16 protein-coding genes are annotated in these 13,526 nt (G+C 71.0%); 5 read left to right on the top strand and 11 right to left on the bottom strand.

Going from position 1 to position 13,526, the window contains the following annotated elements; all coding sequences use genetic code 11:
* Window positions 1-42 precede the first annotated feature (42 nt).
* Window positions 43-1,371 carry a nitrate/nitrite transporter gene (locus tag J7I97_RS06300; RefSeq protein WP_214931438.1) on the bottom strand — a complete coding sequence of 443 codons (1,329 nt, stop codon included), beginning with the start codon at window positions 1,369-1,371 and terminating at the stop codon, window positions 43-45.
* Entirely contained in the window at window positions 1,368-2,063 is a 696-nt protein-coding gene (locus J7I97_RS06295) for a GntR family transcriptional regulator (protein WP_214931437.1), read from the bottom strand. The genes J7I97_RS06300 and J7I97_RS06295 overlap by 4 nt, the downstream gene beginning before the upstream one ends.
* A gap of 145 nt (window positions 2,064-2,208) precedes the next feature.
* Between J7I97_RS06295 and J7I97_RS06290 the strand changes: the two genes are divergently transcribed.
* Complete coding sequence (locus tag J7I97_RS06290) at window positions 2,209-3,366, top strand: DUF418 domain-containing protein (RefSeq protein WP_214931435.1); 1,158 nt, start codon at window positions 2,209-2,211, stop codon at window positions 3,364-3,366.
* On the opposite strand, the gene J7I97_RS06285 is transcribed toward J7I97_RS06290, so the two are convergent.
* The 3 genes from J7I97_RS06285 to J7I97_RS06275 form a co-directional block, all read right to left on the bottom strand.
* Window positions 3,350-3,661: a protease inhibitor I42 family protein gene (locus tag J7I97_RS06285; RefSeq protein ID WP_214931433.1), complete on the bottom strand. Its 312-nt coding sequence runs from the start codon at window positions 3,659-3,661 to the stop codon at window positions 3,350-3,352. The genes J7I97_RS06290 and J7I97_RS06285 overlap by 17 nt on opposite strands.
* Before the next feature lie 17 nt (window positions 3,662-3,678).
* A complete protein-coding gene (locus J7I97_RS06280; RefSeq protein ID WP_214931431.1) occupies window positions 3,679-5,586 on the bottom strand; it encodes a C1 family peptidase in 1,908 nt (635 codons plus the stop codon).
* Between the two features lie 216 nt (window positions 5,587-5,802).
* Window positions 5,803-6,561, bottom strand: a complete 759-nt coding sequence (locus J7I97_RS06275) for an FAD-dependent monooxygenase (protein WP_251058515.1) — start codon at window positions 6,559-6,561, stop codon at window positions 5,803-5,805.
* A gap of 4 nt (window positions 6,562-6,565) precedes the next feature.
* Between J7I97_RS06275 and J7I97_RS06270 the strand changes: the two genes are divergently transcribed.
* The gene (locus J7I97_RS06270; RefSeq protein WP_308369212.1) at window positions 6,566-6,832 is read left to right on the top strand and encodes a TetR/AcrR family transcriptional regulator C-terminal domain-containing protein; all 267 of its coding nucleotides are present in this window, start codon (window positions 6,566-6,568) and stop codon (window positions 6,830-6,832) included.
* A 535-nt stretch (window positions 6,833-7,367) separates the two neighbouring features.
* Here the strand turns inward: J7I97_RS06270 and J7I97_RS06265 are convergent.
* The 5 genes from J7I97_RS06265 to J7I97_RS06245 form a co-directional block, all read right to left on the bottom strand.
* The gene (locus tag J7I97_RS06265) at window positions 7,368-8,003 is read right to left on the bottom strand and encodes a helix-turn-helix transcriptional regulator (protein ID WP_308369213.1); all 636 of its coding nucleotides are present in this window, start codon (window positions 8,001-8,003) and stop codon (window positions 7,368-7,370) included.
* Between the two features lie 64 nt (window positions 8,004-8,067).
* Window positions 8,068-8,592, bottom strand: coding sequence for a DUF6879 family protein (locus J7I97_RS06260; protein ID WP_214931428.1), 525 nt, complete (start codon window positions 8,590-8,592; stop codon window positions 8,068-8,070).
* A gap of 357 nt (window positions 8,593-8,949) precedes the next feature.
* The gene (locus J7I97_RS06255; protein WP_214931426.1) at window positions 8,950-9,204 is read right to left on the bottom strand and encodes a mycoredoxin; all 255 of its coding nucleotides are present in this window, start codon (window positions 9,202-9,204) and stop codon (window positions 8,950-8,952) included.
* Window positions 9,201-9,377, bottom strand: a complete 177-nt coding sequence (locus J7I97_RS06250) for a DUF397 domain-containing protein (RefSeq protein ID WP_214931424.1) — start codon at window positions 9,375-9,377, stop codon at window positions 9,201-9,203. Before J7I97_RS06250 ends, J7I97_RS06255 begins: the two co-directional genes overlap by 4 nt.
* 4 nt (window positions 9,378-9,381) lie before the next feature.
* Window positions 9,382-10,239, bottom strand: a complete 858-nt coding sequence (locus J7I97_RS06245; protein ID WP_214931422.1) for a helix-turn-helix transcriptional regulator — start codon at window positions 10,237-10,239, stop codon at window positions 9,382-9,384.
* 189 nt (window positions 10,240-10,428) lie between these two features.
* On the opposite strand from J7I97_RS06245, the gene J7I97_RS06240 reads away from it, so the two are divergent.
* The 3 genes from J7I97_RS06240 to J7I97_RS06230 all read left to right on the top strand — a co-directional run bounded on the left by J7I97_RS06240 (window position 10,429) and on the right by J7I97_RS06230 (window position 12,536).
* Entirely contained in the window at window positions 10,429-10,824 is a 396-nt protein-coding gene (locus J7I97_RS06240) for an ATP-binding protein (RefSeq protein ID WP_251058513.1), read from the top strand.
* A 9-nt stretch (window positions 10,825-10,833) separates the two neighbouring features.
* Entirely contained in the window at window positions 10,834-12,054 is a 1,221-nt protein-coding gene (locus tag J7I97_RS06235; RefSeq protein WP_214931420.1) for a DUF1266 domain-containing protein, read from the top strand.
* A gap of 71 nt (window positions 12,055-12,125) precedes the next feature.
* The gene (locus J7I97_RS06230) at window positions 12,126-12,536 is read left to right on the top strand and encodes a PPOX class F420-dependent oxidoreductase (protein WP_214931418.1); all 411 of its coding nucleotides are present in this window, start codon (window positions 12,126-12,128) and stop codon (window positions 12,534-12,536) included.
* 35 nt (window positions 12,537-12,571) lie between these two features.
* Here the strand turns inward: J7I97_RS06230 and J7I97_RS06225 are convergent, their stop codons facing one another.
* Complete coding sequence (locus J7I97_RS06225; protein ID WP_214931416.1) at window positions 12,572-13,510, bottom strand: GNAT family N-acetyltransferase; 939 nt, start codon at window positions 13,508-13,510, stop codon at window positions 12,572-12,574.
* Window positions 13,511-13,526: the final 16 nt, after the last annotated feature.

Raw genomic sequence — 13,526 nt, 5'->3', positions numbered from 1 at the left:
GCGGGCAGGGGGCGGCCCCCGCAGGGCGCTGCCCGCCTCCGCCTACGCGGGCGCCGTGGCCGGGGATTCGGGGAGTCTCCGGGCCGGGACGGCGGCGGACTGGCGGGTCCGCTCGCGGGCAAGGGCTCGGCCTCGGAGGCGGAGGATCTGGGCCGTGCCCAGCAGCTCCAGGGCGAAGATGGATGAGAACGCGATGCGGTAGTTGTCGCCGGTGGCGTCCAGCAGGACGCCCACCGCCAGCAGCGTCGTCATCGACGCGAGGAAACCACCCATGTTGGTGATCCCCGACGCCGTCCCCTGACGCTCCGCGGGATTCGCCGGGCGGGCGAAGTCGAAGCCGATCATCGACGCCGGTCCGCACGTACCGAGGACGACGCACAGCGCGATGAGCAGTGCCATGGGCGCCCGGTCGCCCGGGTAGAGCAGCACCGATCCCCACAGCACGGCCGTGAGGCCGACCGTGCCCAGCGCCAGCGGGATCCTGGACGACTGCCGGCGGCCCACGATCTGGCCGTAGACCAGGCCGAACGCCATGTTCGAGGCCACCACCAGCGTCATCAGCCCACCCGCGGTGGTGCGCGACAGCCCCTGCGCCTCGACCAGGAACGGCATCCCCCACAGCAGCAGGAACACCATCGCCGGGAACTGCGTGGTGAAGTGCACCCACAGGCCGAGGCGGGTACCGGGTTCCCTCCAGGAGTCCGCGATCTGGCGGCGGACGAAGCCCCCGCCTCCCGACGCCACCGACGCCACCGGCGCAGCCGGTTCGTGCCCCTCCGGGTGGTCCCGCAGGAAAAGTGTCAGCGGGACCAGGACGATCAGCCCCGCCACCGCGCTGCCCGCGAACGCCGGCATCCAGCCCACCCCGTGCAGCACCGGCGCGAGCACCAGCGTGGAGACCAGGTTGCCCGCCATCCCCACCAGCCCGGCCAGCTGCGCCATCACCGGACCCTGCCGGGCCGGGAACCACCGGGTGCCCAGCCGGAGTACGGATATGAAGGTCATGGCGTCCCCGCAGCCCAGCAGGGCGCGGGCCGCCAGCGCCATCCCGTACGAGGGGGACAGCGCGAAGCCGAGCTGGCCCGCGGTGAACAGCACCGCCCCCAGCGTCAGCACCTTCTTCGTGCCCAGCCGGTCCACCATCAGCCCCACCGGGATCTGCATCCCCGCGTAGACCAGCAGCTGGAGCAGGGAGAAGGTAGCGAGCGCCGAGGCGTTGACGTGGAAGCGGTCGGCGGCGTCCAGTCCGGCCACGCCCAGGCTGGTACGGAAGATCACCGCCACGAAGTACACGGCGACGCCGATCGACCAGACGGCCACGGCCTTCCGCCCGCCGGGCGGGTCCTTGACCACCGGCGGGGCGGCGCTCATCGGGCGGCCCCCCGCACCAGCGCCTCGACCCGGCCCACGTGCGCCCGTACCGCCGCGGCGGCCGTCTCCGCGTCCCCGGCCCGCAGCGCGTCCAGGATCTCGGCGTGCTCGGCCAGCGACCGCTCGATCCGGTCGGGGTGCGCGTGCAGCAGCGCCACGCCCATCCGCAGCTGCCGGTCGCGCAGTTGGTCGTACAGCCGGCACAGGATCTGGTTCCCGGCGCTGCGCACGATCTCCGCGTGGAAGCCCCGGTCGGCGGCCATCACCGCCGCGAGGTCGCCCTCGGCGGCGTGCCGGCGCTGCTCCTCGACCAGCGCGGCGAGCCGGTCCAGCAGGCCGGGCGGCGCCGGCACGGCCCTGCGTACCGTGAACTCCTCGACCAGCAGACGGGTTTCGATCACATCGGCGATCTCCTGCGCGGAGACCGGCAGGACCAGCGCGCCCTTCTTCGGGTACAGCTTCAGCAGCCCCTCGGTCTCCAGCCGCAGCAGCGCCTCGCGCACCGGCGTACGGGACACCCCGACGGCCTCGGCGACCTCACCCTCGGTGAGGAGCACACCGCCCTCGTAACGGCGGTCGAGTACGCCCTGCTTGACGTGCCGGTAGACGCGGTCGGCCGCGGTGACGGCGCTTGGGGTGGCGGTACTTGCGGTGGCGGTACTTGCGGTGGCGGTACTTGCGGTGGCCGGCATGCGCACAGGATAGATACATGAGAGGTGCAACCGTCTCCCTGTCCGCGATGTGGACGCCTCCCGCCCCCGACTGCATCGAAGGATGTACTCCCGCTTCGTCCACCCGCAGGACGTACGGGGCCCCGCGCCCCCCGACGCTGAAGTCATGGCCGAAACCCTCCTCACCCCGCCCGCGACCGCGACCCGCCTGCCCCTGCTCGACGTCCTGCGCGGCGCCGCCATCCTCGGCACGCTCATGACCAACGTCTGGATCTTCGCCTCGCCCGGATCGGAGTGGAGCGTGCTCCAGGGGGGCCTGGACCCGACCACCGCGAACCCGGCCGAGACCGTCTTCCGCTTCCTCGCCGACGGCAAGTTCCTGTCCCTCCTGACGATCCTGTTCGGAGTGGGCCTGGCCATCCAGTACGACTCCGCGGCGCGCCGCGGCGACCCGTGGCCGGGCCGCTACCCGCGGCGCGCCGCCTTCCTCTTCCTCGAAGGCACCGTCCACTTCGTCCTCGTCTTCGCCTGGGACGTGCTGATGGGCTACGCCGTCACCGCACTGCTCGTCGCCTGGCTGCTGGCCCGCTCCGAGCGGGTGCGGCGCGGCGTGATGTGGGCGGCGGGCGCGGTGCACCTGACTCTCATCGGGCTGGTGACGCTCGCCGACGTTGCCAAGCCGGATTCCGGCCCCAAGACCCCCGACGCCGACGCCGTGCGGCTCTACGCCCACGGCGGCTACGTCGACCAGATCCGCTTCCGCCTCGACCACGCCCTCGCGCTGCGCATCGAGCCCGTCTTCTCCTTCGGGCTGCTGGTCTTCCTCTTCCTCCTCGGCGTCCGGCTGCACCGTGCGGGCGCCTTCGCCCCGACCCGCGCGGGGCGCCGGATCCGGGTCCGGATGGCCGCCTGGGGGCTGGGCCTCGGGCTCCCGCTGGGCGCCGCCGCCGTGCTCGGCGGCGACGACTTCTTCGTCCTGGGCCGCTACGGCATCGCCCCGCTGATCGCCGTCGGGTACATCGGCCTGATCGGCGTCGCCCTCGACCGCTTCCGCGTCCCCCAGGCCCTCACCGCCGGCCTCGGCTCCGTCGGCCGCACGGCCCTGTCCTGCTACGTCGGCCAGAACCTGCTCTGCGTGCTGCTCTGCTACGGCATCGGGCTCGGCCTGGCCGACCGGCTGGCCGGGGCCGGCCCCTGGTGGGTGATGGGCCTGTGGGCGGCGGTCGCCCTCACCCTGGCGGCCTGCTCGCGGCTCTGGCTGCGGCGCTTCGACCGGGGCCCGCTGGAATCCGTACAGCACTGGGCGCTCAGTCCCCGCCGGTGACGGCGACCTCCAGCACGAATTCGTCGTACGGTGCCTCGTCCGGGTACGGCGGCCGGATCTGCGCGAAGCGGATCCGGGCCCGCCCGCCCGGGCAGCGGCCGTGGACGACGTACACCAGCTCGACGGAGGCGCCGGGCAGGACCTCCCGCGGCGCCGGGGGCGGGCCCTCGCGCACCGAGACCGCGTCGGCGTCCCCCGTCACCTGCCAGATCCACACGTACCCGCGCGCCCCGCGCCCGGTGAGCCGCAGCTCGTACGACTCACCGGCCCGCAGCGCGACCTCCCGTACCTCCACCCGCGCGGCCCCTTCGCTCAGGCGGGGCCAATCACCGGCCCCTCGTGCCAGCCCGCGCCGTCGCGCCAGTAGTGCTGGAGCCGGCGGTCGGTGCGCAGGACGATGACCTCCAGGTTGAACCCGAAACTGCCCTGGAGCATCCCGGTGACGGCGAGCGCGTCGTGCCCGAAGGCCGCGCTGCGGCTCCAGGCCGAGCCGCCAGCGTTCCCGCGCCACCAGTGCTCGACCCGCCCGCCCGCGCCGACCGCGCACAGCTCGTAGTTCCCGGCGGTGTCCTCGTCGGCGGCCCCGTACTGCGCCTCGATCAGGCAGGGCGCGGAGGTGATCCCGCTGCCGAAGACCTCCCCGGCGCGCCAGGCGAAGCCGTTCGGGTCGTCGCGCCACCACAGCTGCATCCGGCCGTCGGTGCGGGTGGCGACGAGGTCGAGGTGACGGGAGCGGGTCTGGACGAGGGCCGGCCCGTAGTGGGCGACCCCGGAGGCGAAGCGGCCTCCGTCGTTCCAGGTCCAGGGGGCGCCGTTGATCCGCCACCAGTGGTTGAGGCGGCCGTCGGCGGTCCGGACGACCACCTCGAAGTTGCCCGGCTGCCCGTAGTCGCTCTGGATGAAGGCCGGGGTCGAGCCGATGGCCGCGTCGCCCGGCCCGAAGGCACCGCCGTCGCGCCAGGCGCCGCCGGACTGCTCGTAGTACCAGTGGCGCAGCCGGCCGCCGGTGGTGACGTGCAGGGACTCCATGTTCCGGTTGTACGTGGTCCCCGTGAAGGCGGGCTGGCCGGAGGCGTCGCTCGCGAAGGTGCCGGCACGGGCCCAGGCGAAGGGGGCGTCGCCCTCGCGCCACCAGTGCTGGAGCCGGCCGTCGCCCGCGCCGAGGGTGGCCGCCATCTCGAAGTTGCGGTGGGCGCGGCCGTTGCCGCTCTCGTAGACGCTGCCGGCGTGCAGGCGGCGCTTGCTCCAGGGGTCGATGTTGGTGCCGCGCAGGCCGCACTTGGCCCAGTAGTCGATGTTGACCTCGCCGTACGCGATCCGGCCGTAGCCGCCGACGTGGTAGCCGGGCCCCCAGGAGTTCTTGAACAGCCAGCAGCCGGCCGCGTCGTCGTAGCCCACGATCAACACGCAGTGGCCACCGGCGAATTGGTCACTCGTACGGTGGTAGACCCCGGCCCCGAGGCCGAAGAAGTCGTCGTAGACATCGAAGCAGGCGGTCAGCGGGCCGACGGTGTCCAGCCAGACCTTCTGCTGCTCCACGTCGCCGAGCCGGACGTAGTCGCCGATCCGGACGGTCCGGCCGGAGCGGTCCCAGCTCGGGGTGTACTCCGCGCGCCAGGCGTCGCGCCGCTCGGCGGGCAGCCCGGGGGGCGGTGTGCTGTACGGCCAGCAATCGGGGTCGGCGAGGCCCCCGTTGGTCTTGATCCAGTCCAGCGCGGTCTCGGGGTTGGAGCCCTGCCCGCAGGTGAACTTCAGCCCGTCGTGCACATCGCCCTCGGACCGCTTGGCCCATACGTTGTGCTCGATGCGGGCCATGGACTCGACCAGCCCGGCGGCCCCGAAGGCCCAGCAGGACCCGCAGGGGTTCTGGTCCTTCACCTTGGTGATCCACGGCCACCCCCACCGCCGGCGCCAGTCGACGGCGGCGGGCCGCGCCGCCCCGGCGACGGCCCCCTGCGCCCCCTGCGCCCCCTCGATCAGGCCGTGCGCGGCCCTGCGCCGGGTGAGGTGCGGATTCCCGCTCTCCCGGCCGATGAGACCGGCGAGATCAACGAGGCCCGCGACGGCGGCGGGCGTGAGATTGGCCCCCGGTTCCAGGCCGAGCGAAGGCCGCGGTACGGGCTCGTCGTCGGCCAGGTGCTCGCTGACCGACCACCGCGCCCCCCGCTCCGCGAGCCGCGCGCGCAGCTCCCCCGCCGTCTGGACAGACTCCTGCGGCATACCGGCCCCCCAGTGTGCGGATCGCCCGTACGGATGCGAGCGAGACCCGGGAGCGTCCACCGTGCCAGGGGGCGCGTCAAGGGGGTCCGTACGGTCGCGCGGTGGCACGGGGGGCTCGCCGGGCGCCGGGGCGCCTGGGGCAGGGGCAGGGGCACGGGCGGGATCGGGACCGAGAGGGACGGCAGACCGAGGCCGGTGAGGAGGACGCCGCCCGGATCAGCTGTCCAGCGAGAGCGCGTTCTTGGCGTGCGCGACGGATTCCTCCGAGGCGGGTCCGCCGGGATTCTCGGTGGCCAGGGCCTGGTTGAGGGCGACGAAGGGACGCATCCGCTGCTCGTAGCGGACGTACGCGGCCTGGTGGTCGCCGGGCGCCTGGGCGAGGCAGTCGGCCAGCACGTGGGCGCCCACAAGAGCCAGGCTGGTGCCCTGCCCCGAGAGGGGGGAGGGGCAGTAGCCGGCGTCCCCGAGCAGGGTCACCCGGCCCCGCGACCACTGGTCCATGCGGATCTGAGCCATGGCGTCGCAGTAGAAGTCGGGCGCCTTGCGGGCGGCCTCGGCCAGGCGGGTCCCTTCCCACCGCAGGGAGGCGAGTTTGTCCACGACGAGCTGCCGGAGGGCGGTGCCGTCGCGGAGGTCGTGGGCAAGAGGGGCGGACTCGAAGCCGAAGGCGATCCTGAGTTCGGTGTTGTCGCGTACGGGCATGATGCCGAAGCCCGTGTCGCCGTCCCGCAGCCACATCTGCCAGTCGTCCAGGGCGAGGAAGTTGTCCGCGCTGAACACCGAGAGGTAGCTGCCCAGGTGGTGGGCGAAGCGCTCCTCGGGGCCGAAGGCCAGGCGCCGTACGGTGGAGTGGAGGCCGTCGGCCCCGACCACGAGGTCGAAGGTGCGGGACTTCCCATGCGCGAAGTCGACGCGCACGCCGGTGTCGTCCTCGTCGAGCGCGGTGATGCTGTCGCCAAAGACACTGTTCGACATCCACGTGCTGCTCTACAGCCATGTCCAGGGCCTGGCCGTGCACCTGGAGATGGAGGCTCACGCCGAAGCCGCCACGGGCCAGTCGGAAGACCAGTGGATGGACAGCCGTGCCCCCGCCCTCCGGGAGCTGGTGGAATCCGGCCGCTTCCCGACCTTCACCAAGGTGGTCGGAGCCTTCCAGGACGGCTACGACCTGCGGCTGGACGCGCTCTTCGAATTCGGCCTCAAGGCCCTCCTCGACGGCCTGACCCCGATCGTCGAAGGACCGTAGGCTGGCGGGTCAGACCGCGAGGGCCCGCTTGACCTCCCTACTGGGGGTACAGCGTCGGGCGCCCGGCTACCTGGGCCGGGGTGAGACCTTCCACCGTGAGATTCCCGGTCCACAGATGGTCTCGGTTGCAGTACGTGCCATCAAAGGCCATGCGGCGCCCACCGGCGCGAGCTTCCACCCCTGGCTGTTGAACTGGGCGATCCGGTCGCTACCGCAGATGAACGACCGGGAAGCCTGCGTCATGATCCATTGCGCTTTCTCGTGTTCTGACGCCGAGGAACGGCAGCTACGGCCTGCCATCGTCCACAGACCTCCCCACTCGATACCAGGAGTGAGGGGGCCGACGATGGCTACTTCCCCCAGCTTCCGGCTGTCGAGTGAGTGTGTGGCGTAGCCCAACACAGTGCCGAACATGGCGAACACGGTGACTCGGCTTCGTCCAGCCAGACCCTCGTCATTGCTGCTCATTGGTGGAACCCTTGCGGTGATGCGGTCCGGGCGCCTTAGCCACGCCCGGACCGCGTCGGTCAGGTCGTCAGCAGCACGGGCCGAGGGGCCACACGGTCCGGCGGACCCGCGCGGGGATGATCCCGAGCGACACGTTCGGCTGCCCCATGACCGAGAGCAGGTGTTCAAGCTGCTCTGCCATCGCGGCATCGTCACTGACCAGGTAGTAGAGGACGGTCTCTTCGAGGAGCACCGCGAACCGGTGGTCACCCTCGCGAAGCACCCGTGAACGGCGCTGGCGGGCCGCTACCGCGTCGGCCACGTCGTCGGGGGTGCCCTGAAAGGCTGTGATGGCCTTGAGTAGCCCTGTCGTGTATCCGGCGGTCTCGAGCATCCCCGGCATGACGTTCGAGGCGTAGACGCGAAATGAGCGGGTCCGCTGGTAGAGCGGGGTTGTCTGCTCGTGGATGCGGCGCATGCCGTCGCGGTGGATCTGTCGCCACTCGACGTACATGGATTCTGCGTTTCGGGACGCGGCGATTATGTCGGCCGCGTGGTCGTCGGCACCGCAGGCCGCACACCATGCCCGGATGTCGGCATCGGAGGGCGGGGTCTTGCCCCGGGCGATCCGGGAGGACTTCGACTTGTGCCAGCCGCACCTGGCGGCCAGCTCATGCCCTGAGAGCCCAGCGTCCTTCATGAGCCCTTGCAGGCGGGCGGCCACGGCTGCTCGTGCTGCTTGGGCACTGGAGAGCGGAGAGGAAGGCATGAACTGACCGGCCAGAGATTCAGACGGTGTACTTCTCGTGCGGGACAGCTCGATCCCAGACGGCTTCGAATGCTGACACGCACCGTTCGGCTACGGCGGGGTCGTCGGTCTGGTCGGTGTGGACCCACCGGCCGACGCCGTCGAAGATGTTGAACTGCACGAGCCGGCCGTCGAAGATCCAGCAGTCATTGCCAGGGAGGGCGAGGTCTGATGCGTTGCGACGGGGCAGCCATCGGATCTGTTCACCGGCGGCCACGTTGGTGAAGGTGCCGGAGTGCTCGAACGCGATGTAGTCGCTGACAGGCTCCGAGACGATCCGGGCGCGACGGATGACCACGCCCTTGGCCGTGACCTCCCGCACGAGGTCGAGCCACGGGCGCCACCACGAAGCACGATCCTCCGGGTCAAGCCGGTGGCCCTGCTGCCAGGCCGTGAAGCCTTCGATCTCGTTCTCGACGCCGTACGTATCGCGCATCTCAAGATGCACGGCTGACACCTGCACCGACCTGATGAGGTCAGCGAAGTCAGTCAGACTCTGCGACACGGAGCGGCGCCTCCCTGAGAAGCGGCACCATCCGCTTCGGAACTCTGATCACCGACTCATGCCCGGGGATCGGCACGTCTTGCGAGCTTTCGCCCGTGGTCTGGTCGTCTGCCGTCCACCCCTGGATCACAAGATCCTTCGAATCCTGGTCCACCCACACAGCGGGTGATCCGTGATCTCCGGACTCGGGATCTTTACCGACGAACCGTAAGGCCATGGTGTCCCTCCCTGTCGAGCGCGTTGCGCCTGGTTGCACAACCTCACTCTCGGGGATCGGGCTGGTCAAGGGTGCCGGAACAGCAGAAAACCCCCGCCTAGAGAGCCGGGGGCCTGGCTGTTGTATGGAGGGGGACCGGGTCAGACGGCAAGCGCCTGCTTGACCTGGGCAAGCGACGGGTTCGTCATGACCGACTCGCGGCCGCCGGCCGACGTCACGCGCACCGTGGGCACGGTCTCGTTCCCGTCGGCGACGCTGCGCACGAAGGCCGCCGCGTCCGGATCCCGCCAGATGTTGACCTTCCGGTACGGGATCCGGGCGAGCCGCAGCTGTGTACGCAGCTTGATGCAGTACGTGCACCCGGGCCGCCAGTAGACGGTGATCCCGGCCGTCACTGCGCCCCCGCGAAGGCCGCCCACGCGGTGTCGGTGACCCGGATGACCGGCCCGTCGGTCTGCTTGCTGTCCCGGAGCGCGACGGTCCCGGCCACGTTCGTGGCCACCTCCACGCACTCGGTGTTGGCCTGGTCGCTGCTGTAGCTGGACTTCACGAACTCGAACTCGTTCACGGGCTTACATACCTTTGCTGATGGCGTCGATCAGGTTCACGGAGTCGTGCGGCGCAAGGCTCAGGCGTGACACTCGGGCGAAGGCCCGGCTGTATGCCTCATTGGCCTCCGCCCCCTCTGCCCACAGGGTAGAGGCGATGGCCTCGGCGTAGCCGACGTCCAGTGCCCCGGGGTCCGCGAACGAAACGATGTTGAAGGAACCGTCCACACCGTGGTGCCTCCCTGCCCGGAAGGGCAGCACCTGCACGTGGACGTGGGGCAGCTTCGCCATCTGCACCACGTGCTCGAGTTGCGCGCGCATCATCTCGACGCTACCGACCTGGTGGAGCAACGCGGCCTCCCACAGCACCGCGTGGAACTCCAGCGGCTCATCGCCCCACAACCGCGCCTGCCGCTTGATCCGTGTCGTGACCAGCGCCTCGATCTCGTCGGGGTGCGACCAATTGGACGTGACACCCAGCGCGCGTACGTATTCCGGGGTCTGAAGCAGACCGGGGACCAGGGCGGGTTGCCACGTGCGGATGCGTGTGGCGACTTCCTCCATCGCAATGTACTCACCCAGGCCGCCCACGATGGGCATGTGCTGCCACCAGCCCTTGGCCTTGCGGCGCTCGCGATCCAGCTTGGCCAGGGACAGCAACCTGTGTACGGCTGCCTCGTCCGTCACTCCGTACAGCTTGCACAGGGCCACGATGTCCGGGTCGCGGAACGGGACCCAGCCGCGCTCCATCTTGGCGATCTTGGCCGCGGTGGCGCTCAGCACCTGCGCCGCCTGCGGCTGTGTCAGGCCCGCTGCGTCCCGCAACCGTAGGAGTTCTCCGCCCAGTCGACGCGCCAGCACCGTGGATACCCGGTTGTCCATGGAGGCAGTCTTCCGCGCCCAGCCCGGAGGGCACAACTACTCCCTGGGGATAGATTTCCCCGGAATAGCTTGCACCTAGTCCTGTGCGCGCCCTACCGTCGGTGACGAACTGCTCACTGCACAGCGTCAGTTGGCGGAAGCGCATCGGGCTGCCCGACATGCCACCGCCCTCACAGGAGGTGCACGATCGTGGAACGGTACGACGTACGGAACTACCCGCCCCGGCAGGACTCGGTGCCCGCGGCCCGGCGCCGCGCCGCATGGCTCGCGGTGGCGTGGGGGCAGCCCCAGGCGGCCGCCGATGTGGCGCTGCTGACCAGCGAGTTGACCACGAACGCCCTCCTCCACGGCTCGGTGTGGGACCGGTATCTCCGGGTCGAGGTGGAGCTCACCGAAGCAGTGCTCCGCGTCGCGGTCACCGATCCGAAAGGCGAGCGGCGACCCGGACTGCGAGCGGCCGCCGACGACGACCAGTACGGGCGCGGGCTGCACATCGTGAGCGCGCTCGCCGAGCGGTGGGGGGCCTCCGAGCGGGTGGTCGGAAAGACCGTATGGGCCGAACTGGGAATCACCGGGCCCGGATAGGGTTTCCGTATGGGGATGTGGAACGCGCCCAGCTCTATCGAGAGAGAGCTGTACGAGGCGAAGCTCAGGAACGACTGGCCTGCCTACTTCGACGGGCTGGCCCGGGCCGAGTTGTTCATACCGCTGGCCCGCGCCTACGCCGACGCGCATCCCACCAAGGTGCTGCTGGAGCCCCTGTACTTCCCCCAGGCCGGCGCCTACTGCTACGTCGCGTACACGGCCGGCATGCTCCCCGTACCCAGCCCCGACGGGGTCTTCAAACGCCAGAGCCTCTCCTGGTTCTCCGGCAGCTTCGAGCCCGGGGATCCCGCCTTTCTGGCCATCAACCCCGGCAGTCCCTGCGAGGCCTTCCTGCCCTCCTCCCCTGCCCACCGCGCCGTCTGGGACCACCACTGGAACCAGGCCCCCACCTACGGCCTGGAGCAGGACAAGGTCCACTCCCTGCACGTCGGCGGGCCGCTGCACGGGCCCGTCGCCTTCGGGCTGGCCTGCGGAGCGCACCTCTCCGTGCACAACGGGATGTTCTGGAACGCCCTCGCCTACCACGGCCAGGGCTACACCAAGGAACGCGAGAAGCTCAAGGAATGGTGGGGCGTCACCACGCGGGAGGACTGGCTGACCACCACCGAGCAGCTACTGAAGGCCGAGATGGTCAGCCCGGTCTGGGAGTACGCGCTGCGCGTGCGCCGGGCTCTCGCCAAGGACTTCGCGGGGCCCGTGGACATCGAACACTGGCGGCACGCCGCCGAGTACAGCCTGCGCGTGAGCGCGAGGAAGGCCGCCGAGCCCCAGATCACCCCCGACGGGGTCACCGTGGCCACGCCCCGCCCGGCCGCCGAGGTCGATGGGGAGATCGCGGGCGTGCAGCGGCTCATCGGACGCATCGCGCGCTACGAGCAGCGGTTCCGGGCCGACGGGCTGCTCAGCGAGGGGAAATTCATCCGGTCGGTGGAGGCCTGGGACTACGGGCGGGCTTCGCAGATGGCCCGCTGGGGCCTCGGCGCACGCTTCGGCTCCCTCCAGGAGACCAAGGACGCCGTCGTCCGCGCCGGGAAGGAATGCCGGCTGGCGTACCGCTCCTGGGAGGACCTGTCCGTCGGGTACATCCTCGGGCGCTGCCTGCACTTCGACGAGGAGGAGTTCGGGCACTGGTACGAGAGCATGGCCACCGCACACCAGGCGCTGATGAGCGATCCCGGCAGCCCGTGGCTCAACATTCCCTGGACGTAAACATCGGCTAGTCCGGGCGCGGGGCGGCAAATCCGCGATATCGGCGGCATCGGCGAACTAGCCTCGCGCTCATGACCATTGAGCTGAACGACACCGTACGCACGCTGCTCGACTCCCCACACCCGGGGGTGCTCGCCACCATCAACCCCGACGGCAGTCCGCAGAGTTCCGTGGTCTGGGTGACCCGGGACGGGGGCGACGTGCTGATCTCCACCGAGCAGGGCCGCCGCAAGGAGCGGAACATCAGCCGGGACGGCCGGGTCGGCCTGACCGTGTTCGACCTGGCCAACCCCTTCCTCTACGTCGAGATCCGCGGCACCGCCACCGTCACCGAGGACGCCGGCCGCGCGGTCGCCGTCCGGATCGCCGAGAAGTACGCGGGCCCGGGCGCCGGGAAGGACTACGCGGACGCCCCGCCCGAGAACGTCCGCGTCGTCGTCCGCATCACCCCGGACAAGGTCCTCGGGAACGCCGCCCGCTAGGACCCTTTCCCGGGCGGGAGGCTACCGCCCCCGGGTCAGGCGTGGGGCGGCTGTTCCAGTACCAGGCGGATCTCCGTGACCTCGTAGCCCGCGCGGTCGAAGGCGGCGGCCATCGGGGCGTTGGCGGTGTCCGTGGTCGCGGTGATGCGGTCGGCGCCCTCTCCGGCGTGGAAGCGGGTGATCTCGGCCAGGATCTCGTCGATCAGGCCCTGGCCGCGCTGCTCCGGTACGACGCCCAGGTAGCCGACGTTGCGGTGGTACGGGGTCGCGGAGGGGATCGCCATTCCGGCCAGGGTGCCGTCGGGCAGCTCGGCGAGCCGCCACCAGGAACGCTCGCCGGGGCAGTCCAGGTAGAACTCGATGTCCTCGCGGGCCAGTTGGCCGGCGTCCATCGAGCGGAGTTCGTTCTGGGTGTGCAGGTCCAGGCTGTCGGCCGAGAGGCGGGTGAAGGCGTCGAGGAACTCCTCGTCGGTGCCCTCCCGGAAGACCAGCCGGCCGGTGGGCCCGGCGGTGCCGGCGGCCGGCGTCCACTCGTAGCGCAGCCGCTCGATCTCGCTGGTCAGGCCCGTCTTGTACGCGGCCTCCTGGCGCCAGGCCACGGCCGCGGCCAGGTCGGGGCGGGCGCGCCAGTCGCTGGGCAGGGAGATGTTGTACGCCGGGAGGTTGCCGAAGGCGGCGTGTCCGGCGGCCAGCAGCCCGGCGGCGACGGCGGCCGGGTCGGCGACGGTGGACCGGACCTGGAGGCAGTCGAGGGCGATCGGCCGCTCGCTGTCGGCGCGGCCCCACCACAGGGCGCGGGCCAGGATCTCGCCGTCCTCGTCCTCGGCGAACCAGATCCACTCCGGGCGGAACTGGTTCGCGGCCAGCTCCTCGCGGATCCTGTCGGCGGGGAGGGCTTCGACGGGGCCGTCGGCCGGGTAGGCGGCGGCACGGTCGAGATCGGTGGGGTCTGCGGTCGCAGAGCGGAAGAGCATGGGCCGATGATCACAC

It is taken from the genome of Streptomyces sp. ISL-87 (assembly GCF_018614095.1).
Classification (GTDB): Bacteria; Actinomycetota; Actinomycetes; order Streptomycetales; family Streptomycetaceae; genus Streptomyces.
The sequence above is the reverse complement of the archived record's forward strand: the minus strand, read 5'-3'. Positions and strand labels throughout refer to the sequence as shown.